This is a genomic window from Paenibacillus tianmuensis (assembly GCF_900100345.1).
Lineage (GTDB): Bacteria > Bacillota > Bacilli > Paenibacillales > NBRC-103111 > Paenibacillus_G > Paenibacillus_G tianmuensis.
The window spans coordinates 1-25,334 of sequence record NZ_FMTT01000007.1 but is presented as its reverse complement, the minus strand read 5'-3'; the positions used below and the strand labels follow the sequence as shown (position 1 = coordinate 25,334).

General features: G+C 54.6%; 21 protein-coding genes. 1 reads left to right on the top strand and 20 read right to left on the bottom strand.

Features of this window, described 5'->3' with window-relative positions:
* Positions 1 to 23: 23 nt before the first annotated feature.
* The 17 genes from BLO51_RS06860 to BLO51_RS06785 all read right to left on the bottom strand — a co-directional run bounded on the left by BLO51_RS06860 (position 24) and on the right by BLO51_RS06785 (position 19,126).
* The gene (locus tag BLO51_RS06860; RefSeq protein ID WP_090668821.1) at positions 24 to 284 is read right to left on the bottom strand and encodes a metal-sensitive transcriptional regulator; all 261 of its coding nucleotides are present in this window, start codon (positions 282 to 284) and stop codon (positions 24 to 26) included.
* Positions 285 to 299: 15 nt separating this feature from the next.
* Positions 300 to 2,747: a CoA-disulfide reductase gene (locus BLO51_RS06855; RefSeq protein ID WP_090668818.1), complete on the bottom strand. Its 2,448-nt coding sequence runs from the start codon at positions 2,745 to 2,747 to the stop codon at positions 300 to 302.
* 145 nt (positions 2,748 to 2,892) lie between these two features.
* Positions 2,893 to 4,428 (bottom strand): solute symporter family protein, encoded by a 1,536-nt coding sequence (locus BLO51_RS06850; protein ID WP_090668815.1) that lies wholly within the window; start codon positions 4,426 to 4,428, stop codon positions 2,893 to 2,895.
* A 3-nt stretch (positions 4,429 to 4,431) separates the two neighbouring features.
* Positions 4,432 to 4,761 carry a DUF485 domain-containing protein gene (locus BLO51_RS06845; RefSeq protein ID WP_090668812.1) on the bottom strand — a complete coding sequence of 110 codons (330 nt, stop codon included), beginning with the start codon at positions 4,759 to 4,761 and terminating at the stop codon, positions 4,432 to 4,434.
* A gap of 242 nt (positions 4,762 to 5,003) precedes the next feature.
* Positions 5,004 to 5,786, bottom strand: a complete 783-nt coding sequence (locus tag BLO51_RS06840; protein WP_090668809.1) for a LytR/AlgR family response regulator transcription factor — start codon at positions 5,784 to 5,786, stop codon at positions 5,004 to 5,006.
* Positions 5,761 to 7,545, bottom strand: a complete 1,785-nt coding sequence (locus BLO51_RS06835; protein ID WP_090668806.1) for a LytS/YhcK type 5TM receptor domain-containing protein — start codon at positions 7,543 to 7,545, stop codon at positions 5,761 to 5,763. The genes BLO51_RS06840 and BLO51_RS06835 overlap by 26 nt, the downstream gene beginning before the upstream one ends.
* 120 nt (positions 7,546 to 7,665) lie before the next feature.
* On the bottom strand, positions 7,666 to 9,159 hold the full coding sequence (gene xylB, locus BLO51_RS06830) for a xylulokinase (protein ID WP_090668803.1): 1,494 nt from the start codon (positions 9,157 to 9,159) through the stop codon (positions 7,666 to 7,668).
* 102 nt (positions 9,160 to 9,261) lie between these two features.
* Positions 9,262 to 10,314 (bottom strand): NAD(P)-dependent alcohol dehydrogenase, encoded by a 1,053-nt coding sequence (locus BLO51_RS06825; protein ID WP_090668799.1) that lies wholly within the window; start codon positions 10,312 to 10,314, stop codon positions 9,262 to 9,264.
* A 60-nt stretch (positions 10,315 to 10,374) separates the two neighbouring features.
* The gene (locus BLO51_RS06820) at positions 10,375 to 11,352 is read right to left on the bottom strand and encodes a substrate-binding domain-containing protein (RefSeq protein ID WP_090668796.1); all 978 of its coding nucleotides are present in this window, start codon (positions 11,350 to 11,352) and stop codon (positions 10,375 to 10,377) included.
* A gap of 36 nt (positions 11,353 to 11,388) precedes the next feature.
* Positions 11,389 to 12,375 carry an ABC transporter permease gene (locus BLO51_RS06815; protein WP_090668792.1) on the bottom strand — a complete coding sequence of 329 codons (987 nt, stop codon included), beginning with the start codon at positions 12,373 to 12,375 and terminating at the stop codon, positions 11,389 to 11,391.
* Positions 12,372 to 13,889 (bottom strand): sugar ABC transporter ATP-binding protein, encoded by a 1,518-nt coding sequence (locus BLO51_RS06810; RefSeq protein ID WP_217266695.1) that lies wholly within the window; start codon positions 13,887 to 13,889, stop codon positions 12,372 to 12,374. Before BLO51_RS06810 ends, BLO51_RS06815 begins: the two co-directional genes overlap by 4 nt.
* A 156-nt stretch (positions 13,890 to 14,045) precedes the next feature.
* Positions 14,046 to 15,065 (bottom strand): LacI family DNA-binding transcriptional regulator, encoded by a 1,020-nt coding sequence (locus BLO51_RS06805; RefSeq protein ID WP_090668790.1) that lies wholly within the window; start codon positions 15,063 to 15,065, stop codon positions 14,046 to 14,048.
* Positions 15,066 to 15,198: 133 nt separating this feature from the next.
* Complete coding sequence (locus BLO51_RS06800; protein WP_090668789.1) at positions 15,199 to 15,627, bottom strand: universal stress protein; 429 nt, start codon at positions 15,625 to 15,627, stop codon at positions 15,199 to 15,201.
* Between the two features lie 214 nt (positions 15,628 to 15,841).
* Positions 15,842 to 16,453, bottom strand: coding sequence for a sulfite oxidase-like oxidoreductase (locus tag BLO51_RS06795; RefSeq protein ID WP_090668786.1), 612 nt, complete (start codon positions 16,451 to 16,453; stop codon positions 15,842 to 15,844).
* A 112-nt stretch (positions 16,454 to 16,565) separates the two neighbouring features.
* Positions 16,566 to 17,606 (bottom strand): ATP-binding protein, encoded by a 1,041-nt coding sequence (locus tag BLO51_RS29690; RefSeq protein ID WP_245719557.1) that lies wholly within the window; start codon positions 17,604 to 17,606, stop codon positions 16,566 to 16,568.
* Positions 17,599 to 18,117 carry a PAS domain S-box protein gene (locus tag BLO51_RS30155; RefSeq protein WP_245719556.1) on the bottom strand — a complete coding sequence of 173 codons (519 nt, stop codon included), beginning with the start codon at positions 18,115 to 18,117 and terminating at the stop codon, positions 17,599 to 17,601. The genes BLO51_RS29690 and BLO51_RS30155 overlap by 8 nt, the downstream gene beginning before the upstream one ends.
* 52 nt (positions 18,118 to 18,169) lie before the next feature.
* On the bottom strand, positions 18,170 to 19,126 hold the full coding sequence (locus BLO51_RS06785; protein ID WP_090668782.1) for a Gfo/Idh/MocA family protein: 957 nt from the start codon (positions 19,124 to 19,126) through the stop codon (positions 18,170 to 18,172).
* Positions 19,127 to 19,289: 163 nt separating this feature from the next.
* Here BLO51_RS06785 and BLO51_RS06780 point away from each other — a divergent pair, with 163 nt between their 5' ends.
* Complete coding sequence (locus BLO51_RS06780) at positions 19,290 to 19,880, top strand: hypothetical protein (RefSeq protein ID WP_090668780.1); 591 nt, start codon at positions 19,290 to 19,292, stop codon at positions 19,878 to 19,880.
* A 106-nt stretch (positions 19,881 to 19,986) separates the two neighbouring features.
* Here BLO51_RS06780 and BLO51_RS06775 read toward each other — a convergent pair whose 3' ends face one another.
* The 3 genes from BLO51_RS06775 to BLO51_RS06765 form a co-directional block, all read right to left on the bottom strand.
* Positions 19,987 to 21,405 carry a leucyl aminopeptidase gene (locus BLO51_RS06775; RefSeq protein ID WP_245719569.1) on the bottom strand — a complete coding sequence of 473 codons (1,419 nt, stop codon included), beginning with the start codon at positions 21,403 to 21,405 and terminating at the stop codon, positions 19,987 to 19,989.
* A gap of 272 nt (positions 21,406 to 21,677) precedes the next feature.
* On the bottom strand, positions 21,678 to 22,694 hold the full coding sequence (locus BLO51_RS06770) for an aldo/keto reductase (protein WP_090668777.1): 1,017 nt from the start codon (positions 22,692 to 22,694) through the stop codon (positions 21,678 to 21,680).
* A gap of 198 nt (positions 22,695 to 22,892) precedes the next feature.
* Entirely contained in the window at positions 22,893 to 25,109 is a 2,217-nt protein-coding gene (locus BLO51_RS06765; protein ID WP_090668774.1) for an S-layer homology domain-containing protein, read from the bottom strand.
* Between the last annotated feature and the right edge of the window lie 225 nt (positions 25,110 to 25,334).

Genomic DNA, 25,334 nt, shown 5'->3' with positions numbered 1-25,334 from the left:
GACGGTCAGGCCAGACCCTTATCCTATCGGCTCTTAACCAGCAGCTGCACCGCCTCTTGGATCACTTGATCGGGCGAGTTGCCTTTTTCCAGCTCCTCCCGGATGCAATGCTCCAGATTCGCCCCGATGACCGTGCCGATCGTTCGGTCCACGGCTGTCCTTATCGCCGACAGCTGCGTTACGATATCTCTGCAATCTTTTCCTTCTTCCATCATGCCGAGCACTCCGCGGATCTGGCCTTCGATCCGCTTCAACCGGTTTTTGACCGCATTATCGTATTCCACACCGACTCACCTCTTCTAAATAAACAAGTTCAAGCCCGAATCCTCGGCATCGCCCAAATAGGTCGCTACGCCAGCATAATCGATACCGTCGATTAATTCTTCCTTGCGGATGCCCATAATATCCATGCTCATCGTGCATGCGACCAGCTTGACGCCAGACCGGATCGCACTGCCCATCAAGGCTTCCAACGAATCGACATTTTTGTCCTGCATGACGCGGCGAATCATCTTGGCGCCAAGACCTCCCATGTTCATTTTGGACAAAGGAAGGGCAGCCGTGCCTTTGGGCATCATCATCCCGAACATCGCCTCTAAGCCGTCCTTCTTGACGGCCGGGGCTCCGGCCTTGCGCAGCACGTTCAAGCCCCAGAAGGTGAAAAACATCGTGACCGGCTTGCCCATCGCCGCGGCCCCCGAAGCGATGATGAACGCGGCGATCGTCTTGTCCAGATCACCGCTGAACACGACCATGGTCGCGCCGTTTTTGGACGCAGCCGGGACGGATTGCTGCGGTGCGGCTTCCGCTCCTTTAACGAGCACCGCCCGCACGCCTTCGGGCGAAGATTCGACCGTCTCCAGCGGATTGCCTGTTTTTTCGCACCATTTGGCAATATCCGCGGCGAATCCGAAATCGGTGGCCTTGACTTCGAGCCGTTCTCCCGGCGCCATTTGCCGGACCGCTTCGTATACTTTCATAATAGGGCCCGGACACTGTAATCCGCAAGCGTCGACCTGGACCTGAACCGCAGAAGCCGGGGCCGGGGAATCGGCCGGCACCGACGGACCGCTGCCCGTCCCGGGGGCCGGAAGGGACGACTCGTCAGCCATCGCGGCATACGTCTTGTAGCCCCCGTCCAAATTGCGCACCCGGTACCCGTGCTGCTGAAGAAGCCGGGCCGCGACATAGCCCCGCAAGCCGACCTGGCACGAGACGACAACCGGATGCTGGACCGGTAGCTCGTGCAGCCGGTTGCGCAAATCGTTCAGCGGAATGCAAACCGAACCTGGAATGTAGCCCGCCATCCGTTCGACTTCATCCCGAACGTCAACGAGCAGTCCGCCGCCCTCGACATACGCATCCGCCTCGTGCCATTGCATCGTCTCGACCAAACCTTCCATCACGTTGGATGCAACGTATCCCGCCATGTTAACCGGGTCCTTGGCCGACGAATACGGCGGCGCGTACGCCAGCTCCAGATCGGCCAGCTCGGCTGCCGTCATCCCTCCGCGCATCGCCGTGGAAATTACGTCGATCCGCTTGTCGGCCCCGTCCTGCCCGACGGCTTGCGCGCCATAAATGGCGCCGCTTGCTTTGTCGAACAGCAGCTTGAGCGACAGCGGCGCGGCACCGGGATAATACCCGGCGTGAGAGGCCGGGTGGATATGGATGGCCTCGTACGGAACCCCCAGCTTGTTCAGCGTCTTCTCATTCACTCCGGTGACGGCCGCGGTCAGGTCGAACGCTTTGACAATCGCCGTTCCGTAAGCCCCGGAGTAGGAAGCTTTCCGCCCTTGAATGACGTCCGCAACCAGCCGCCCTTGACGATTGGCCCCCCAAGCGAGCGGTACGACTGTTTCGAAGCCAAGCGTCCGGTCTTTCACTTCGATCGCATCGCCAACCGCGTAGATGGACGGATCGCTCGTTTGCAGCCGCTCGTTTACACGGATGGCTCCCCTCACGCCAAGCTCAAGCCCCGCCTCGCGGGCCAATCCGCTCTCCGGCGTCACGCCGATCGCCAGCAGCAGCATATCCGTCCGGAGGACTTGTCCCGAGGACAGGCGCAGCGTTTTCCCGCGATCTTCGATGGCGACGACGGACGCGCCGAGCACAAGATCTACGCCTTTGAGACGCATGTGCCGTTCCACCGGCTTGGCCATCTCGGGGTCAAGCGGTCCCAGCACCTGTTCGTTCCGCTCCACCATTGTCACTTCAAGACCGCGATGACGCAGGGTTTCGGCCATTTCAACACCGATAAAGCCTCCGCCGATAATAGCGGCATGATTCGGTTTATGCTCGTTGATCCAAGCGTGAATCCGGTCCGTATCGGGGATATTGCGCAGCGTAAACACCGCTTCCGCCTCGGATAAGCCCGGAATTTCCGGTACGATAGGCTTAGCCCCCGGCGATAATATGAGAACATCGTACGGATATTCCGCCTCTTCACCGGTATCCAACTGCTTGACCCGTACTTTTTTGCCCGCCCGGTCGATCGCCGTCACTTCCGTTCGCACCTTGACATCGATGCCGAACCGGTCCTTCATTCCTTTCGGCGATTGAAGCAGCAGCTTGTCGCGGGACGCAATCGTCCCCCCGATATAATAAGGCAGCCCGCAATTGGCAAACGAAATATGCTCTCCGCGTTCGAACATTGTGATCGAATCGTGCTCGTTCAAACGTCTTAATCGGGCAGCCGCCGTAGCGCCGCCCGCCACTCCGCCAACGATGACAATATTTTTAGGCACGGCAATCAGTCCTTTTCTATGAAATAATTTATACCCTATAGGGTATATAATATACCCTTAGGGGTATTCATGTCAACCGGAAAACGAGAAAAAGAGCCGTGCGCCTGCACGACTCCCCGAACCATTTCCGCTTATTCAATCCAACTCATATGACCTCTTGCATGCCCGTATTCGCTTTTACCAGAATCTCATCGTACTTCTCGTCGTTGCGTTTGGATGAGAGCAAGGTTCCGGCAATGGCGCCTGCGAATCCGATCGGGATCGAGATGATGCCCGGATTCGTCAGCGAAATCAGCGGCTCTCCGACGAGAATAGCCTTCCCTGCGACCGGGTCCCATACGTTGGGGCTGACAATAACCAGGATCAACGAGCTGATCAAGCCTACGATCATTCCCGTCACGGCGCCCGCGGTATTGAATCTGCGCCAGAACACGGTGAACACGAGGACCGGCAGATTGGCGCTTGCGGCGACGGCGAAGGCCAACGAGACGAGAAAAGCAACGTTCAGCTTCTGGGCAAACAGCGCCAGGATAATCGAAATGATCGCCACTCCAACGGAGGCCAGCTTGGCGGATCTTATCTGCTCCTTCTCCGTCGCCTTCCCTTTACGCAAAATATGGCTGTAAAAGTCGTGCGCGAAGGCCGAGGCTGCCGAGAGCACGAGTCCGGCGACGACCGCCAGAATCGTAGCGAACGCTACTGCCGAGACGAAAGCGAACAGGAAGTCGCCGCCAAGCGCCTTAGCCAGCAGCGGGGCCGCCATGTTGCCCGCCGCGTTCGCCTGCACAATGACATCCTTTCCAACAAAAGCAGCCGCGCCGAAGCCGAGGAAAATCGTCATGACATAGAACACCCCGATGACCCAAGTCGCGACAACCACGGACTTCCTGGCGGTCGGAGCGTCTTTTACCGTAAAAAAGCGGATCAAAATATGCGGCAGACCCGCGGTACCGAGCACGAGCGCCAAATTGAGCGAGATCGTGTCGAGCCCGTTCGTAAACTTGTTGCCCGGATTCAAGAAGGCTTCTTTCAACGGCGTAGCCTTCGCCATCTCGTCGAACATATGGAGGAGATTGAAATCGAATTTGGCGAACACAATCAGCGAAATGATAAACGTTCCCGCGATCAGCAGCACGCATTTGATGATCTGCACCCAACTCGTAGCCGTCATCCCGCCGAAGACGACATAGACGGTCATCAGCGCTCCGACGATCAAGACCGAGGTCGAGTATTCGAGACCGAGCAGCAGCTTGATCAAGGCTCCGGCGCCCACCAATTGGGCGATCATATAGAAGATCGTGATCGTGATCGAGTTCAGCGCCGCCACGCCCCGTACTTTCTTGTTGTCGAAACGGGCCGCGATCATATCCGCCATCGTATATTTGCCCAGATTGCGCAGCGGCTCCGCGACCAAATACAACACGACGAGGTACGCGACAAGAAAGCCGATGCTGTAAAAGAAACCGTCGAAGCCGAACAGCGCCACCATCCCGGCGATCCCCAGGAAGGAAGCCGCAGACATGTAGTCGCCCGCTATGGCCAGACCGTTCTGCCAGCCGGTCAACCCGCCCCCGGCGGTGTAAAACTCGCTGGCGGTCTTCGTTTTTTTGGCCGCATAATACGTAATGACCAGCGTTCCCGCCACGATGATCAGAAACAAGAGAAAGGCCGTATTCATCATCGGCTACCCCACCTTCCGCAGGCTCGTTTTGGACTCGTCTTTGATTTGTTCGGCCAAGGCGTCGAACTGGACCGCCTTGCGGGTATACAGCGAGCACAGCACCCAGGTCATCATAAATTGCGCGAAAGCGAAAATCCATGCCCACGTGATCGAACCGACCGCTTTGGTGTTCAGCACTTGAGAATACGAGGTCAGGACCGGAAGAACGAAGTAGAACACGAGGAAAAAGATCGACATCGGCAGGATAAAACGTTTCTTTTGAACCATCAGCCTGCGAAACGTATCGGAGCGTACGATTTCGCTATAAGCATTCCTTCGGGTTTGTGCTTTCATTGGTATTCCCTCCTGCAAAGTTTGATCGTCGCTCTTGGTCTAACACTGCCGGAAGCTCCGGCTGCCGCGATATCGGAACCGGGATGCTTTATTCACCGGCCCCAGATCCCAGGTTTTTACTTGTAAGCGCTTTATAATTGTAGCATAGGAATGTGCGTATCACTTGAGCTTCGGCGCGAAATGTCAAAAAGCATTCCTCAAACGGTCAAAATCCGTCCTGAACGGCGGCCTCTCCCGGCTTGCTACTCTCCCTGCAGCCGCTTGATCAATTCCTTGGCTGCGACTCTGGATAAAGGCACTTTACTCCGCCCGGTATCCTTCAAGACGACGTTGTAAGCCCCGTTAAACCACGGCTCGATTTCATCGATACGGTCCACATTGACCAAATAGCTGCGGTGTGTCCGGAAAAAAGCATACCCGATCAGCTTTTCTTCCAACTCCTGTAGCGTTTGCCGAGTCGCATGCACCTGCCCGTCAGCCATATGAATTTGCGTCAGCTTCTCTTCCTTGACCGCATAGCTGATTTTCGCAGGCTCGACCACCACCATACGGCTGCCGTCATCGATCAGCAGCTTCGGCTTAAATGCACTCCGGGACCGGATCGCCCCATCCGTAGCTATCGAAGCCGTCACGGCAGCGGGCGGGACCAGCGTCACTTCGGAGGAAGTCCGCATTTTGCGTATTCTTTGCAGCGTCTGACGAAGACGTTCCTCGTCGTAAGGCTTTAGCAAATAATCGGCCGCTTCCAGACGGAACGCTTCCACGGCGTACTGTTCGTAAGCCGTTGCAAAAACAATATACGGCCGCGGGCCGACATCCATCAGCTTGTGGGCGGTCTGCACCCCGTCCAGGCCGGGCATATGAATGTCGAGAAAGACGACGTCTGGCTTGTGCACCACTGCCAGTTCCAGCAGTTGGACGCCGCTCGTAGCAAAAGGCAGCAGCTCGACATCCCGTTCCCGGGACAACAAATAAGTCAACTCCTCCCGCGCCAGCCGCTCATCCTCTGCGATCATCACTTTCATCGATCGTTTCACGCCTTTCCTCCGCTTGATAAGGTATCGTACATTCGATGCGCGCCCCTCCCTCGGGCAGGTTGGAAAATTTCAGCCTCGCCTCCAAGCCGAACAGGTGGATCAGCCGCCGGTTCACGTTATAAATTCCAATGCCCGTGCTCCCGCTCCCGCCGCCCGTGACCGGAGAAGCTCCCAGCGTCTCCAATACGTCCGCCGGAAAACCGTTGCCGTTGTCCTTGACCACAATATGAACCCCGTCCGCTCCGCGGCGGAGCTCGACATGAACGTCGCCCCTGTCCGTCCGCCCTTTAAAGCCGTGATGAATACTGTTTTCCACCAGCGGCTGGAGCGTAGAAGGCGGGATGGACACGGATTCCAGACCGGGATCGCATTGACAATCGACGGAAAGCTGGTCCTCGAACCGGATATTCACGATCCCAAGGTACGTATGAAGATGCTCCAATTCCTTATACAGCGGGACAAGCGGCGCTTGGGTCATCGTCAGGTTCATGCGCATGTAATGCCCAAGCTGCACGGTAACCCGTCTGGCCGCTTCGGGCTTGATCCGAATCAGAGTGACGATCGCATTGAGCGTATTGAACAAAAAGTGCGGGTTAATTTGCGCCTGAAGCGCTTTCAGTTCCGCGTCCTTCATCAAGCTTCTCAGTTGCTCCGCCATCGCGATGTCGAGCTGGATCGAGATCAGCTTGCTCAGCCCCTGGGCAAAAGCTTCCTCCACCGGGCGGATTTGCCTGACGCTCGCATAATACAATTTGATTAATCCCGCAACTTGTCCGCCGCTTCGGAACGGTACGATAATCGCCGCGCCAATGGCCGGATGGTGCGGCTGAATCTGCTCCTTCGTTCTGGTAATCTGAATCTCCCCGGTTTGGACCGCCTTCCTCGACAATTCCGAAGCGATCGGCGTTCCTTGTATGCCCGGCATCATCCCGATGCCGACATGCGCCAATATTTGCTTCGTATCCGTGACAGCGACCGCACTGGCGCGAAGCTCGCGGCGCAGCACATTGGCCGCCGCTTCGGCGGTCTCGAAGGTCAGCCCCTGCTTAAGAAACGGAAGCGCCATCTCCGCAATATGCAGCGCCCGCTGCGTCTCGGAGGCGGCCGCCCTCTCCTCTTCCTTCATGGCTGCTTGAATCATCGCGACCAAAATGCCGACCCCTACGCTGTTGGCTGCCACCATCGGTACCCCGATAAGGTCCACCGTACGGATCGCGGCCGTCGAAGACTCGTTCACGATCAGCACGACGCCCATCTGCAGGATGGGGGCGAACACGCTAATAAACAGCGCCTTCACCGGCGCGATGACTCTTTCTTCGGCAAAGAAGCGGGCGACCAGTCCGGCCAAGAGACCCAGAATTGGCGTAGACACCGCATCGGCGACGCAGGTAAGCCCGCCCAGACTGTATGCGTGAATGCCGGAGATGAGACCCGCCCCCGTGCCTACAGCGACCCCGCCGAGCAGACCGGCCACCATCACCCCGATCAGCGCCGAATCCGCCATCGCCTCCTCCGGCTGAAGGGAAGCGACGAGAAAGGAAGAGTCGACCCTCTCCCCGGTAATCGTCACCCCGGCATACGTGCCTCCGATACTGACCAGGCCGAAAACCAGCGAAAACGTCAATCCGGTTCTCCAATCCGGCCTCCGGTCGAGCAGGGAACGAAACTGCGGGATTCGGGTAAGGATGAACGTAATCAACAAAAGCAGTCCCATCCGCTCCATGAGCAGCAAGGTTAAGTGCTGCATCCGCATCCCCCGTTCCTTGGCTAGTTATCCCCATTATACCCGGAAATGGACGTCGGCGGCTAAATCTTCAAACCAAAAAAAATCAGCCGAGTACGGCTGATGAGCTTTGCCTGCATTCATTCACCTAAATTCCTTTAGCCTTTCATTCAGCGTTCTTGTCGAAGTATACACATCCCGATACAGGCGGAAAAGCTGTTTATATTTTATGACATTTTCTTTTATCGGTTCGTACATTTCCCCGTAATCGATAAAGGAATCTGCGCAATTCGGCAAACTAGAAAACCACCCAGCGCCAACCGCAGCGATCATGGCCGCGCCCATCGCAGGCCCTTGTTCGTTCTTGAGGCTGACGACCGGAGCGTCAAAGATATCGGCCTGGATTTGCAGCCACGCCGCGCTTTTGGCGCCGCCCCCGATCGAAACCACTTTCTCCACGCGAATTCTTGCCTCACGAAACAACTCGACCGATTCCTGCAGAGAGAAGGTGATTCCCTCCAACACGGCTCTTGTCAATTGCGCTCTTGAGTGGGAACCGCTTAAACCGATAAAGCTTCCGCGAATGACGCTGTCAGCGTGCGGAGTTCTTTCCCCGACGAGATAGGGGGTAAACAGAATGCCTCCCGCACCGACCGGCACATCCGCAACGGGCTGCAGCAGTTCTTCGAAGGAGATACTCTGCGCAAATAATTGTTTAAACCAATTCAGGCTGTAACCTGCAGCTAACGTAACCCCCATGGCGTAATAAGCGTCAGGCTCGGCATGATTAAAGAAATGCACCTTGCCCCCGAAGTCCTTATTGCGGTTGTTCTCGCAAGTCAGGACCACGCCCGAGGTCCCGATACTGCTTAAGGCAACGCCTTGTTTGACAATTCCCGCTCCGATCGCCCCGCAAGCATTGTCGGCGCCCCCTGCAAACACTTTGGTTTCCGGCCGTAACCCGGTTTGCCGGGCAATCTCGGGAAGCAGCGTTCCCATCTGTTGCAAAGAAGGTACGAGCTCCGCAAACAGATGACGGTCCAATCCGAATTCCGCAGCAATCTCTTCGCTCCACGACCGATTCGGAACGTCAAGCATTAACGTGCCCGCAGCATCCGAGATCTCCATATGGACCCGGCCGGTCAAGCGGAAACGCAAATAGTCCTTCGGCAGCAAGAAAACATCCGTTTTGCTCCAAACCTCAGGCTCGTTCTCCTGAACCCAGATTATCTTGGGAAGCGTGAAGCCTTCAAGCGCCGAATTTCTTGTAATATCTAAGAGGCGGCTTCCAAGCTTGGTCTCGATTTCTTTACACTGCTTTGTCGTTCTCGTATCGTTCCACAGGATAGCCGGGCGAAGAACCTGCCGGTGCTTGTCGAGCAGTACCAATCCGTGCATTTGTCCTGAAAAACTGATGCCCTCGATATGTTCCGGAGCGATAGGGGTGCTTTCAAGCAGCTTCTTCAATGCCGAAAGCGTTTGGCTTACCCATTGTTCCGGGTCCTGCTCGCTGAAGCCGGGGCGCTCATGACTAATCGGGTAAGGCTCGGAAGCCTTTCCGACGATTTCTCCTTCCCGGTTTACCAAAATCACCTTTACCGCGCTGGTCCCCAGATCAATGCCGATGACATATTTCACAGTGACCGAATCCCCCTTTCGTATTTTCATAGATGAAATCAGGAAGCGCCGCTTAGATAAACGAGCATCTCTAAGGGGCGCTTGCCTGATTGACCGGATGAACTATTGCGGATAAACCATAATTTTCAGAGTATTCGTTTTATCGTTGATTGCTTGTTCAAAAGCCGCTGCCGTTTCGCCCAGCGTATACTTGCCTGTAATGATTTGCTCAATATCGACTATTTTTTTCGATAAAATGTCAATTGCCGCCAGATACGTATCATGGTAGCGAAAAACTCCCCGGAGATCAATTTCGCTATCTACAATGATCGACATATTCACCGGCACTTCATCCTCTGGAGACATGCCGACGACAACGACACGACCGCCTCTTTTCACGGAGGCCACCGCGCCTTGAACCGCCTTCGGATTGCCGGCCGTTTCAAAGGCTACGTCCACACCCTGATGATCCGTAATTTCATTGACTTTATCCGCGAGGTTTTCGCTGCGCAAATTAACCGTGTGCGTAGCTCCCATTTTCAGGGCTACATCCAGCCTGTTTTGTTCAAGATCCACTCCGATAATCGTTTTAGCTCCAGCCAGCTTCGCATTGGCAACCGTAAGCAATCCGATCGGCCCCATTCCCATGATCACGACGGTTTCATTCGCTTGAAGGCCTCCGCGGCGAACGGCATGCAGCCCTACCGAAAACGGTTCGACAAGCGCGGCTGTCTCATAGCTCATATCCTCGGGAATCGGGAATACGAGGTCGGCCCTCATGGCCACATATTCCGAAAAAGCGCCGTCATATGGAGGCGTAGCCAGAAATTCCACGTGCGGACAAAGATTATAGCGGTCCGTTGTGCAATATTCGCAAGCCCCGCACGTAGCTCCCGGTTCGATCGCCACACGCTGGCCTACTTTCAAATGCGCCGGCGCTTGCGCGCCCAGCTTTACAATTTCTCCGGAAGCTTCATGCCCCAGGATGATCGGCTTCTCGACAACATAGCGGCCGATTTTTCCATGCTCGTAATAATGAACATCCGATCCGCACAAACCTACCGCGCGAATTCGAATCAGCACCTCGTTATCCTTCGGAGTCGGAATCCCGGTTTGTTTCATTTCAATCTGCTTCGGTCTTGTCAGTACGGCGGCATTCATTGTGCTCATCCCCATGTCTCTCCACTCCCATTTTTTTAGTTTATCTCAATCTTCTCAATCATCGTGACAACCGCGTTATTTCGCTAAATATTGATCCACATTGCCCTTCGTCACCAATTCAAACGGAATCTCGTATTTCTTTTCAATCTGCTCTCCCTTGGCTGCCTTAATGGCCATGTCAATGACGGTCTCGCCTTGCGCCTTAGCATTCTGGAATACGGTCGCAAGCATTTTTCCGTCTTTCACGGCTTGAAGCGCGTCTTTCACACCGTCAACGCCCACAACCGGAACGTCCTTCATCCCCCGCGCTTCCAACGCGTTTAATGCGCCGATGGCCATTTCATCATTTTGTGCGATCACAGCCTTCATATCTTTGCCGTGTGTTTGAATCCAGTTTTCCATAATCGTCATCGCTTCCGCTCTGGACCAGTTCGCGGTTTTCTCGGCTATGACTTTGACGTCCGGATTTTTCTTCAGAACGTTATAGATGCCTTCTTTTCGTCCTACCTGACCGGTTTGTCCGATCGGCCCCTCCAGAATAACGACGCTGCCTTTTCCGCCAATCGCATCCATAATTTGTTGCGCTTCCATTTCACCGGCCTTGACGTCAGGCGATCCCACATACGTTACAAGTTTTTCGGCGGTCAAAAATGCGTTCACGCCGAGCACCGGAATTCCGCCGCTTACGATTTGATTCACCGTATCGTTCAGGGCCGTTTCGTCAATCGGATTTAAAATAATAGCGTCGACCTTCTGGCTTTCCAGACTGCGCAGCTGCGAGATCGCCGTGCTGACATCATATTTACCGTCCATCACAACGAGCTTAACGCCCAGCGCCGCCGCTTTTGCCTTCATCGCATCCGTTAAGTTCGTAGCATATTCGCCTTGCAAACCATAGACTTGAAAGCCTAGCGTGATCGGCTTGTTCGTATTGGCTTGTTCGCCGGATGCCTTAACGTTTTTGTCCCCATTTCCGCCGGAACCGCAGGCAGCCAAAACCATCATTAATACGACTACAACCAAGGACAGAACCGATTTCTTTGTCATTCTCATGCTGAATCTCCCCTTCAGTTTTTTTATAATTCTGCCTTAGCTTCTCTTGCGATCCACCAGTACAGCAATTACTATGATTGAACCCTTGATCACTTGCTGCCAGTAAGTAGACACCCCGAGCAAGTCCAAGCCGTTGTTCAGCACGCCGATAATAAGCGCCCCGATCAAGGTGCCCCATAGACGGCCGCGGCCGCCTGCCAGGCTCGTACCGCCGATAACGACCGCCGCAATGGCATCCAATTCGTAAGAAACGCCAGACTGCGGAAGTCCCCCCGATATACGGGATGTAAGAATGACACCGGCCAGGCCGGCAAGCAAACCGCTAATACAGTAGACGGAAATCAACGTTTTGTTCACACTGATCCCCGAGGTTTTCGTAGCGTTTTCATTTCCTCCAACCGCATATACGTAACGGCCGAAGCGTGTGTAATAAAGCACGATCGAGCCTATGGCGAACACAAGCAAGATGATCCAGACCGGAATCGGAATACCGAGAAACGCGCCCGAAGCAATATTCAAGAAGCTCTTGGATAAACCGGAAATCGGCCGGCCGTCGCTATAAATAAAGGTGAACCCTCTGGCCGCAGCCATCATGCCAAGCGTTACAATGAAAGGAGCCACTTTTCCTTTGGCGACGACAACGCCGTTGATGGCTCCCAAGACCAGTCCGGCCCCGATACCGGCCAGCACAGCTAGAACCGTATTGCCGTTAGCTCCCGTTGCCAACGATGCTGCGACGATGCCGGAGAACGCAAGCACGGAACCTACGGAAAGATCTATCCCTTTTGTCAGGATAACGAACGTCATGCCAATGGCCAAAATGACGTTGACGGAAACTTGCCTGAACAGGTTTAACATATTGGATGAGGTTAAAAAACTTGGGCTCAGGATCGTAAGTGCGATAAACAGAACACCCAGAGCGACAAGAATACCGTACTCCGAAAAAAAGTGGTTCAGCTTTCCGCCAATGACTCCCCCTTTTCCCAAACTGCTTCTTTTGTCTTCTGCTAAAACCTGATTCATGTTGTCTCCTCCATCTTGTCTGGTGTAGCCAAGCTCAAAATCTTTTCCTGAGTCGCTTCTTCCGCTCCGAGGATACCTGTGATCCGCCCTTCGCATAAAACGGCAATCCTGTCGCTCATCCCCAGAACTTCGGGCATTTCGGAAGAAATCATAATAATCGAATAGCCTTCCTGCGTGAGACGGTCCATTAGCTTATAGATCTCGGTTTTTGCCCCTATGTCGATGCCTCGGGTAGGCTCGTCCAAAATCAAAATGCGCGGGTTGGTCAGCAGCCATTTGGCCAAGACGATCTTTTGCTGGTTTCCTCCGCTAAGGGTTTCTACCAGCTGGTTTTTATTGTGCGTCTTGATTCTCAAGGCAGTGATCATTTCGTCCACGGTTTGATTTTCCGCATTTCGCCTTACGAAAAAACCGGAGCTGACTTTTTTTAACGTCGGCAAAGTCATGTTTGCTTTAACCGACATCGGCAAAACCAAGCCCTCTCCTTTGCGGTCTTCGGTCACAAGGGCAATTCCATGTTGGATTGCATCCCTCGGTTCCTTAATTCGGATCGTCTTGTTGTTCAATTTAATCGAGCCGCTGTCGAAGGGAAGAAGTCCGAAAAGCGCTTTAACAAATTCGGTGCGTCCGGCTCCCATCAATCCGGTTAACCCTAAGATTTCGCCCTTGTTCAATTGAAAGCTGATTCCTCGAAAAAGGCCTTTAGCCGAGAGATCGTTGACTTCGAGCACCACTTCGTTTGTAATCGCTTTCTTTCTATTCGGAAATACCTCCGTTAATTCCCTGCCGACCATTTGCTTGATTAAAAGGCCCTGCGTCAAGTTTTTCGCTTCGCTTGTAGAGATATATTCTCCGTCTCGAAAAACCGTAATATCATCGGAAATTTGAAAAATTTCCTCCATCTTGTGCGAAATATAAATGATTCCTTTTCCGTCGCTTTTTAATTTGCGGATGATCTTAAAAAGCTGTTCGACTTCTTTATCGGCCAAGGAAGAGGTCGGCTCATCCATAATAATGACTCGGGAGTTGTAGGAAACAGCCTTCACAATCTCCACCATTTGCGTTTCCGAAATACTTAAATGCTTCATCTTGCGTTTCGGGTTAATATCGAGCCCAAGATCTTCGAACAGTTTTTTGGTTTCCCGGTACATCTTGTTGTAATTGATAAAAGGGGTCCCCGGAAACATAGGCTCTCTTCCCAGGAAAACATTTTCGGCAATCGACATTTCCAGTACCGGGCTTAATTCTTGATGGATCATGGAGATGCCGTGATCAAGAGCCGCTTTGGGCGAAGCAAAGTGAACTTCATTTCCATCGACAAGGATTATGCCCCGATCCGGTTTGTAAATCCCCGTCAAGATCTTCATCGTCGTCGACTTGCCGGCGCCGTTCTCCCCCATTAGGGCGTGTACGGTCCCGCTCTGGAGTTTCAAGCTAATATTATGAACCGCTTTCACTCCGTTAAAAAATTTTGTAATGCCTTGCATTTCAATCAATGGCTGTGTGGTAACCATAAAATCCCTCCTTACTTTAACGTTTTAGTTCTTTTTCGAAAAAAACCCTTTATTACAAGCAAAACTTCGTTGGTTCTAAAAATATCCTGTTCATTTTTTACTTAATTTAACTTTAACGTTTCAGTTTTCGAGTAAAAAATGAGATCAACATCCTTATTAAGTTATTGATCTGTAAGAATTTCTGGTGATCAACTCCAATTGAAGCACTGTCGTTGTCACAATATTTTTTTCTTTGAATTTTTGAAGCGCCTGTATCGCTTGTCTGCCCATCTCAACCGCAGGCTGGGAAATAATCGAGAACGGAGGGTCCGTAATTTCCTGCCAGGGATGATCGTCAAAGCCGATAAAGCTGATTTCGTCCGGAATTTTGAGATTCGCTTCTTTTAAAGCTTTTACCGCACCGATCATCAACAGATGGTTGGTAGCGAAAATCGCAGTAGGCGGTTCCGGTAACTGGATCATTTTCATAACGGCTTGATACCCGCCATTAATCTGGGTTTTCGTTCCGGTATAATCCCCGCCATAAAACATCAACTTCTCATCTACTTCAATACCATAGCGTTTCAACGCCTGAATGTAGCCCTCTTTCCGCTGCAGGGTGGTACTAATGCCCGGGGAAGCAAGTATGATTCCAATTCTTCGGTGGCCATTTTGAATCAGGGTCTCTGTCGCCTTATAGCTGCCTTCAACGTTATTGGCTTTCACAACGGGAAGGTTGGCGTTTTCGACCTCCCGATCGATTAAGACAATCGGTACTTTCTGAAGCTTTTCGGGAACGTAAAGCTTACTCGTTACCGAGGCTAAAATGATACCGCTTACTTGCCGGGCCGAAAGCATCTCGATGACTTCGTTTTGCCTTTTTTCGCTCTCCTCGGAAGTAGCGACAACCACCTGCCAGTCATGATTCTGGCATTCCTCATGGATGCCCGTCAAGATCTGTGTAAAAAACGGATTGTTATCCGGAACGATCAATCCGACTAACTTGCTGGTGCCGACTTTTAAGGTCCGCGCTGATTCGTTTCGCGAATAGCCGAGCTGTCTGATCGCTTCATTGACACGATCGATTGTTTTTTGACTTGCTTCGTTCTTATTGTTCAGGACATTCGAGACCGTTGTTATGGAAACGTTAGCTTTTTGGGCTACATCATATAGTGTGGGATTCTTTTTATTTTCCATTCCTATGACTTCCTTCAATGAACTTTAACGTTTTAGTTTTGTTACTAACATTAAAGTATATTTTAAACGATATGTCAACACAGTAAACGCAAGGCAATATGAAAAAAGCACCGTAAAGGTGCGTTGAACCGGCTTACTTGACAATCAGCACCGGAACTTTCGAGTGCTGAACAACATGATGGCTGACGCTGCCAAGAACAAACTCGCGCAGGCCGCCGAGTCCTCTGCTTCCCATAATGATCAGGTCGCATCCGCTTTCCTCGGCGTATTCCAGTATGGCAAGAGCCGGCTGTCCCTGCTTCAGGATTACCTTTACGTCAGGGAGCTGCGAGGTTAAGCGTGTGGCCTCGTCCATCATACCTTGGGCGGCAAGCAAGTAATCTTTATCCTCGTTGAACGGTGCTGCATACAGCGGCCCTCCGAACACGGGAACGGAAATATGGCAGACATGAATCACTTCAAGTCTGGCAGCATGCTCTTGAGAAAATTTTATTGCCTTTTCCAGCGCCTTTACCGATAATGCCGAGCCGTCAAATGCGGCCAATATGTTTTGATATGGCATGAAAACCATCCCTTTCCCTGAGATCTACTATATTTATGTTACCGTTCTTCCTGGCTGATCGGAATGACATTGATCACACATTGTTGTTGCGAGGCGGAAAAATACAAATTCAAACACAACGATACGATGAAAATGGAAATAAGGCTCGTCCATTGCGAACATAGAAAACCGGCCCCCGATATGCGGCGCCGGTCATCACCTATTTTAAACTGCATTAATCAAAATCGTAGCGCTCCTCGGCCCACGGATTGCCATACATGTGATACCCGTTCCGCTCCCAAAAGCCCGGCTTGTCCTTCTCCATAAACTCAATGCCGCGCAGCCATTTGGCGCTTTTCCAGAAATACAGGTGGGGGACGACCGCGCGCACGGGATAGCCGTGCTCCGGCGAGAGCAGCACGCCGTTATGCCGGATGCCGAGAAACGTCGTGTCGCGCAGGAAATCCGCCAAAGGCAGATTCGTGCTCCACCCGTGCTCGGCGTGCAGCATCACGTACTGCGCTTCCGGCTTCAGCTTTATCCGCTCCATCAGCGTGGCTACGGCCACGCCTTCCCAAACGTTGTCCAGCTTGGACCAGGTCGTGACGCAGTGGATGTCGTTGTGGAACTCCCGGCGCGGCAGCGCCAAAAATTCCTTATAGCTCAGCGTCAGCTCCTCGTTCACCAGCCCGAACAGGCGCAGACTCCATTTGCCCATATCGTTGTAATAAGGGATGTCGCCATAATGCAGCACGGGAAATCCTTCCGTCACCTTCTGACCGGGGGGCACACGTTCCAGCGCAGGTCCTCCCGCTTCCGGCTGCGGCACGTTGTTATCCGTCATCATTCATCACGCCTCCTTTTCACGCTGCGTCGTTTCCTTCTAGTATACCCGTAAAAAGGGGCCCGGACATGATTTGTCGTACATCCGGCTTTTTCTTAGAGCGCTTCCCCGCCGACTAACGATGGATGGGCAGCGTGACCTGGATCGTCGTACCGACGCCCACCTCGCTGGCGATATGAATCCGGCCCTTGTGATGCTCGATAATTTTGTGGCTGACGAGCAGGCCGAGTCCCGTCCCCGCTTCTTTAGTCGAATAGAACGGCTCGCCGAGCTGCCGCAGCTGCTCCTGCGAAATGCCGCAGCCTTGATCCGCGACGCGGACCAAAGTAAGTCCCTGCTCCGTGGTCTCCATACTTACGTCAATCGTCCCCCCTTGTGGCATCGCCTCGAATGCATTTTTCAAAAAGTTGACGAACACCTGCTTGATTTGATTCGGGTCGCAGCGGATCGGCAGCGGCTCGCCGGTTGGGAAAAAGCGGATCTCAATGTTAAGAAGCATCGCCTGCGCGCTGGTCAGCATCACGACCTCTTGAACGAGAACGGCGAGGTCGGCGATTTTCATTTGAACAGCTTGCGGCTTGGCCAGCATCAGCAGCTCGCTGATAATCACCTCGATCCGCTCCAGCTCTTCCTTCATAATCGGCAAATATTGCGAATAGCCATGCTCCGACCGGCCCATTAGCTGAACGAAGCCCTTGAGCGCCGTCAGCGGATTGCGGATTTCGTGAGCGACCCCTGCGGCAAGCTGCCCGGCGATCGTCAGCTTTTCAGACTTGAGCAGCAACTCGTCCTTTCGCTTCTGCTCTGTAATATCCTTGGCGATTATGTAGCAGCCGACCTGCCTGCGGTTGACGTAGATCGGGGCCGGCGTCGCGAGCAGATAGGCCGGTTGTCCAGACTTGCGGACAATCTTCATTTCCATACCGGCCAAGGCGCCTTCGTGCATGATGTTATGAAGCTGCGTCTGCGTCCCTTCTTCTTCGGGCACCAACAAATCGGCAAAAGGCATGCCGATCAGTTCCAACGCAGAATAGCCGGTAATGGCTTCGGCCGCAGGGTTGGCCGACGTGATGATCCCGCTCGTGTTAAGCGAGACGATCGCATCCAAATTATATTTTTTGAGCGACGTATACCGGTCTACGCTTTCTTCAAGCATTTGCAGCATCAGCTTCTGGCCCGTACGTCCCGTTGATCCGAGACGGTCTTCCTTTCGAGGTCAATGTCGTAATACTTTGAATCCGGATGAACTTGATCGTCCCGTTGCCCAGAACGATCCTGCATTCCAATTGAATTTCGTGTCCGGCGCAACTCGTCCGACCACACCATGCGTAGGCGCAGAAGCCGGCGTGCGCCCCATCCTGATCGTGGATGAGGGTGACGTCGAGTTTTACCCGGACCGTGCCGCCGTCTTTGTGCAGATAGCGCTTGACCACCGTCATCCCCGGTGCGGCGCCGGGTTCAAGCAGCGGGGCAGCCGCCTCCATGACGTCCGGATCATTCGGATAAGTAAGCTGCTTCTCCTGCCGGTTCGCCAACTCATCTTCGGTATAGCCCAGCAGGCGGACGAACGCCGGGTTGACCCTGATAAAATACCCTTCCGTCGAAAGGAACGCGATACCGCCGGGGGCACAGGTGAAGCTGTACTTGATCAGGGAATCCTGCTCCATGAAAAGCAGACACCTCCTTCGACATGTCAATCTGACGCGGTTCGGCTCGATCTTATTCCGGGAGAAGCTTTTCCACCAGCCGGTGAGCCGGCAAGGTCCGATCGGCGCGGATCGTACAGCGCGAAGGGTCCGCTATGCATTCCAGGAAATGATCCACCGTATCGGCAAACCCTCGGCGGTACAAGATCGAATCCCAGCTTCCGAACGTTTGCTCTTGGGGGGAACCGCCTGCTTTTCTCCATACGGCGGTATCCATGTTCAGCACTTCGGCGGACCGGCCGCTTCCGTGCAGCTCCAACTGTTCCAGATCCGCTCCCGCTTGGCGTACCATGCTGAATTGCGCAACTGCCGTATCCTGTGAGGAAGCTGCGGATGCACCATGACCGAACGTCAAGGTTCCCGCCCCGAACAAAAGCCGTCCTTCGTGATCGATGCGCTGCCGGTACGACGCCACGTCGAAGGCGTCTCCGCCAAGCCACAGCAATAAATCGAGCATATGAATCAAATCGTCATACAGCGTGTGCTTGGCGCGCCGGCTTTGCAGCTTCGTCCGGTGCTTCGCCGCCGTAGCCAGATCGAAGCCACCCCCTTCCTCCATCCATCGCTTGGCTTGCACATATAGCGGCGCAAAGCGTCGGTTAAACCCGACGGCAAGCAGCAGCCCGCGCTCAGCGGCATAAGCCGCCATCCGCTCCGAAGCTTCGATATCGTAAGCCAGAGGCTTATCGACGTAGACGTGAACCCCTTCCTTTAAGCATGTCGTCACGATGGTTTCGTGCGTTTCCGTCGGACTGTGGACGAATACCGCCTCCGGCTTGGCCTGACGCAGAAGGTCCGTGAGGGAAGCATACCGTCCGGCGATCCGGTACTGCGCGCCGATTCGGTCTACGGTTGACATCGAACGACTGGATAGCCCTACGATATCGACTTTCTCGCTGGCGGATAACAGCGGCAAATATACTTTTTGGGCGATATCTCCCAGCCCGATGATGCCAATTTTGCGTTTCATTCGGATGTCCCCCGATTTAGGATTGGTTCATGTTGACGCAAACCTTACAAAAAATTGACAATACACAAACAGACTGACCGCTTTCAAAGGCTGTGAAGGTTATGGTAGAATAAGAGTATTGGCTGTTTTTCAAAATGCCGGATCATCTGGGGGATTTACATTCATGTTCAAATCAAATAAGTGGTTGCTTGTATTATCCGTTATTTTATTTATCGGTCTGCTTGGGCTCTCGGTTTACTATGAATCCATCGTCTACTTGCATGCGGCCAGCGCGCTGCCGATCGCGATCGTCGTATTTTTGCCCGACTTGGGACGGCATCAATATATTCGCTCGAAGCCGAAAGCCGGAGTCCGGTTCGTAAAACAAACCATCGGCGGCGACCCGGTACTGACCATCGCGTTCAAGCCCGGATTTATTCGTTGGGATCAAAACCGCAAGCTGTATTTTCACTTAAACAGTATGGGGAATAGTGAATCTTCCGGAGCGCCGGAAGCCAAAGCTGCGGGCGGCTCCGGAAGCACCGAAGCGGCGCTGGCCGTACTTCCTTTTGACTTGTCCCTCCATCCCCGCAAGCAGGGGTGGATCGGCATCGACCTTCCGCAATTGGCCGAGCGGACCCGCAGCTTGTCTTATACAACCGACGAAGTGTCGCGGCTGCTCATTCGGATGGCCGATTTGGAGGAAGCGGCGATGAAGGTGATGGTTACGCCTGGTGCGGTAACGGCAAACAAGGGCAAACAGCTTCAGGCTTAATTGCCGGACGGTCGCATCCCTGCATTTTCGGAACACAAAAAAGCGGATTTCAAAGCGTACGCAACAGCGCCGCTGCGAAATCCGCTTTTTTGCATCTCGCCAGCCTCTACCCGTTCAATACGGAATGGCACAGATAGCAGCTTAACGTGCGCACCATCGCCCCCGTGCCGCCCAGCGGCTCCGTCCCCCGTTCGCTCCACAGCCATGCCGTGCCGCCCGTATCCAAATGCACCCACGGCGTCTCCCCGGCGAAAAAGCCGATGAACAGCCCGGCCGTAATGCTTCCGGCCCAACTGCGCGAGGTGGCGTTCCGGATATCGGCCACTTGGCTCTTCAGCATGTCATGATATTCCGGATAGTTCGGCAGAGGCCATACCTTCTCTCCCGCCCGCTTGGCGGCGGACAACAGCTCCTGCAGCATCGGCTCGTCGTTCGCCACAGCCCCGGTCGCCACGTCGCCGAAGCAAACCAGCACCGCGCCGGTCAGCGTCGCGACATCGATCAGGCGCGTCGCCCCGAGCGCTTTCGCATACAGCACACCGTCCGCCAGCACGATCCGCCCTTCGGCGTCCGTGTTGAGCACTTCGATCGTCTGTCCGTTCATCGCCGAAATGACGTCGCCCGGCTTGAAAGCCGAGCCGGAAGGCATGTTCTCGGCCGCCGGAATGACGATCACCGCATGGATCGGCGGCTTGAGTCGGCCGAGCGTATGGATCAGACCGAGCAGCACGGCGGCTCCGCCCATGTCGCTGATCATCTCCTCCATCCCTTCCGGCTTCTTGAGCGAGATGCCGCCGGTATCGAAGGTGATGCCTTTGCCAACAAGGCCGATCACGTCGGCGTTCTCCTCCGCCGTCCCCCGGTAGCGGACGGCAATCATGCGCGGCGGGTTCGCGCTGCCCTTGCCGACGGCCTCCAAGCCGCCCATGCCCTGCTCGCGAATGCCGTGCTCGTCGAGCACCGTGCATTCCAGCCCGTACCGGGCGGCCAAAGCCTGCGCTTCCCGCGCGAGCGTCTCCGGCACCAAATAGTTGCCGGGCAAGTTCGTGAGGTCGCGGGCAACATTCGTCGCCAGCGCCAGCGCTTCCGCGGCGAGGATCGCACGCTCGAGTCCCGCGAGCGTGTCCGGGGCCTCCGCCCTGCCGTGCAGCAGGGCGACTTCCCGCAGCGCGGGCGGCTGCGCTCCGCCAGCGGTGGCATAGCTCGGCATGCGGTACGCGCCGAGCCAGAGCCCTTCCGCGAGCGCTTGCGCCAGCTCGCGGGAGGCCGCGCGCCCGGCGCGCGGCAGCGGCGCCGCGAGGCGCACGAGCCCGTGCTCGTGCGCGGCGCGGGCCGCGTAGACGCCTGCGCTGCGCCAGGCGTCGGTGTCTTCGGCGCGGGCGGCGTCGCCAAGCCCGCAGAGCAGCAGGGCCTGATAGCGCGGCATCAGGCCAAGCGTGGGCAGCGCCTCGGCGTCCCCGAGGCGGCCCTTGAACCGCCCGCGCGCGGCGAGCGAGCGGACCGCTTGGACGAGCGGCTCCGGCACTTCCGTGCCAGCCGCCTCTGTCCACGCATCCGCCGCCAGCGCCTCTGGCGTGACGAACACCGCGAGCGCGACGGCCCCCGCCGCGTCTCCCTCCGCTCCCGTCGGCGCTTCGCTTCCGGTTTCACCGGCTCCGGCCCCGCCAAGGCGCTCTTCATTCACCAATACGATGCGCAGCTTCAACTCCTGCGTAATAAAACGATCCAACGTCTCCACTCTCGTCACTCCTTATCGGTTTGAGCGGGCGCTGATCCCCGCAAAGTTCCTCCTTGGCCTCAGCCGAAATACCCGGCAGCCTCCTTCACCACCTGCCGCATCGGCAGATGGTACGGACACTGCTGCTGGCAGAGCGGCTTCTCCTGACAGGGCTCGTAGTCGGCACAGGACAATATGTTGTCCTTTTGCTTCTGGTAAAACCCGTCGCCCTTCGGCAGCAAGCCGAACGTCCTGCGCACCTGGCTCGAAATCATAATGTCGGGAATCGTCACGCCGATCGGACAGGAGCAGTAATTGCACCGCCGGCAGTTATGCGCTCCGAGCTCTACCGCCAGAGCCTCCAGCTCACGCCGTTCGTCGTCCTCGACTTCATCCCGCATCGCGGCGATATTTTCCTTCACCTCGTCCACGCTGATCATGCCCGAGATCGTCACATGCACATCCTGGCTGTAAGGATAGCGAATCGCTTGAGACACCGGCTGGATAAACCCGCCCGAGAGCGGTTTCATCGCTGTTTTCCCCATCTGCTGCCGGGTCGCCTCGGGAATCAGCTCGTCCAAAGCGAACGGTTGCGCCAAGTTCAAGTGAAACAGCACCTGATCGAACTGTCCTTTGCCGATCCATTTGGCCAGCAGCTCCGGCCGGTGCCCGGTAAGTCCGATAAACCGGACATGCCCCTTGCGCTTCATCTCAAGCGCCGCCTGGTATGCGCCGTCCTCTTCCATTGCCGCTTTAAACTCTTGAACTGTGTTGACATAATGAATCTGCAGCAGATCGATGACGTCCGTTTTCATCCGGTCCAGGCTGCGCTCCATTTCTTCCATGGCCGACTTATAATCCCGTTTTCCCGTCTTCGTTGCCAGAAAATATTCCGAGCGGCGGTGCGAAATGCATTCGCCGATAATTTCTTCGCTGTTGCGGTAGGCTGCGGCCGTATCGATGTAATTGATCCCTTCGTCAAGCGCGTAATTCAGAGCCGCCCGGGCCTGTTCGAGCGGTACGCCGGGCAAGTTCATCGCCCCGAAGCCGAGCGAAGACACGCGGTATCCCGTGCTTCCGAACGTCGTGTAACGCATGTCCAAGTCTCTCCCTCATGGAAAAATTACATGTTCTCCTCTGGATCAATTATAGAGCAACCGGCACCAAAATAACAGTCCGCGGAACACGCCTCGCCTCGCAAACTCCCGTCTCTTCTCTGTCCGGAAACGGCAAAAAACGGGCCACCCCGAAAGGCAAGACCCGCTTTTTATATCCCATGACTCGCCATGCGCGCCTTAAGGTTTCGGCACGTCGTTTTTGTCGATCGGCAAGCTTTTGAAGTTTTTGAACACCTTCACCGTTTGGCCTACCAGCGCGCTGCCTTCCGGCATCATATCCGCCGTAATGACCATGTCCACCGGCTCGCCCATTTCTTCCAGATCCGTGAAGCCATCCCCGTCCGTATCTTTACCGGTGAGCGGGTCGGTGCTCGTCCGGATAAGCATGCCGTTCTCCAGCATCATCCCGGCCGTTTTCTCGTAGAAGTCGTCCAAGCCGTCCTTATCTTTATCTTCATGATAGCTGTTCTCCAGCGCCGACTTGAAGTACGCCTCAAGATCCTCAGCTGTCTGCACTTGGAAATACATCCCACCGGTATACTCGGCAATTTGTTTCAACAGGCTGATGTCCGCATCTTTGCTCAGTCCCATCGTAATGATCGTGATGCCTTTCTCGAATGCCTCTTTCAGCACGTTCAGATCGTCTGGGGTCGTTGCAAAGTTGTTTTGTCCGTCGGTCAGCAGCAGGGCGATTTTACGCTGGCCGTTGTCTCCGTACGTATCGTACAGCCTCACCGCTTCCCGTACCCCTGCAAAAATATTCGTTCCGCCGTCGCTGTCGATATGGTACACCGCACCAGTCACAGTCGAGCTGTGGGCCGAGAACGTCGCATACGTTCGCGCTTCGGTATCAAAATCGATAATAGCAGCCCGGTCGCTCAAGGAATAGACCTGATTCGTTACGGTTGGATATTCAAAGTAGTATCCCTTTTCTTCCTCGTATACCGATTGGGCCACCGTTACGGTTTCCGTCTTAAGCGGGCTCGCCGCATTATACTTCAAGCCATAGACTAAGCTTGTTACCGCCGTTTTGCGCAAATTTTTAGGGTCCGTGTCTCTCATGCTGCCGGAGCTGTCGATAATGAAGGCAAAATCGATATACGGCTTGTAGGTACCGTCGACGACGGTCGAAAGATGCGCCCGGAATGTCTGCTCCCAGGATTTTTTATCGATCAGCACGTATTTGCTGTTATGGGTCGTCGTAAAGCTCAGCGTTCCTTGATCCGCATTATACGCCGTAGGCAAAAATTCGAAGCGCTTCGTCGTTTCATTGTAATACGCCGCCGCCAAGCTCTGTTTATTGGACAGCCCGGACACGTTGAACGTCAGCGTCCCGGAAGCGAACGTCTTCCCGCTGGTCGAAAATTCGATCACGGGCCCTGTCAAGCCGGGAACGGACAGCTGGCCGAATACCGTATTCGGTTTCACCAGATCGACCAAAATGTCGCTGAGGCTGCCGCTGAAAGAGCTCAGATCCAGACCGACCAAAGCGATCTTGTTGTTCAACTCGTCGGTTCCTTCAACCGGCTGTCCTTTGCCGATCGTATGTTTAATATCCTCCGGGCCAAGCGAGATCTTCTGCTTATCTTCCGGACCCGGGTTCGGCTTAGGATTCGGGCTCGGCGTGGAATCCGAGTCGGACCCCGAGCTCGAATCGGAGCCGGAGCTTCCTCCGCTGGTCGTGCCGGATGTGCCTGGAGCCGGTGTCGGCGACGGCGCAGGAGCCGGCGTCTCTTTCTTCGGATCTTTGGCGCCGGTTTCCGTTGTTTTCAAGTACCGGGTCAGCATCGCCATTCCTTCGGCACGGGTTGCCGCTTTTTCCGGATAAAAAAAGCGCTTTCCATTCACCGTATCGCCTTCGACGATTTTATTCGAAGCGGCGATGTTCACGTAATGGTTCGCCCAGTGGCCCGCCGTATCCTCGAATACGACCGGATTGCCTTCCTGCATCCTGAGATTGTAGCTGCGGACCATCAAGACGGCAATTTCCGCTCGGCTTATTTTGCTATCGGGCTTAAACGTCCCGTCCTCATACCCATCGGTCCATCCGTTCGCTTTGGCCGCTTCGATATACTTCAGCGCCCAATGGGAGGAAGCGACGTCTTGGAACGAGCTCCCCGCCGCTTCGTTCAGCTTCGCCTGCCGTGCGGAGACAAGCAGCTTGATGTACTCCGCTCTTGTAATGCTTTGCTCCGGCAGGATCACGGGCTGTCCGTTTTGGATGACCCCGTCGACGATCCCCTTCTGTACGAGATACTCCACTTCGTTCTTCGACCAGTGATTTTTGAGATCGTCAAAGGCAGGAACTGGATTGTCCGCCGCTGCGATACTGGAAAGTGAAGAGCCGAATACAAGACTTGCAATGGATACCGCTGCGATGACTTTCCTTAGCATCTGTACACCTTCCTTGGCTTCTGTGGTAAACTATGCTGCTGACTTGTGTGCGCCCCCTCCCTTATTGCCGAGCGCCTCTCTTCCATTTTATCGGTGGGCCATTTGGTTTTTTTTATGTGAATATGTGAAATCGGCTCAATCTAAAAATTAGCGGTTGAACTTTTCAACATGGTAAACGGAGTCGATTGCATTCAATTAATATACCAGCTTTGTAGCACTCACGAT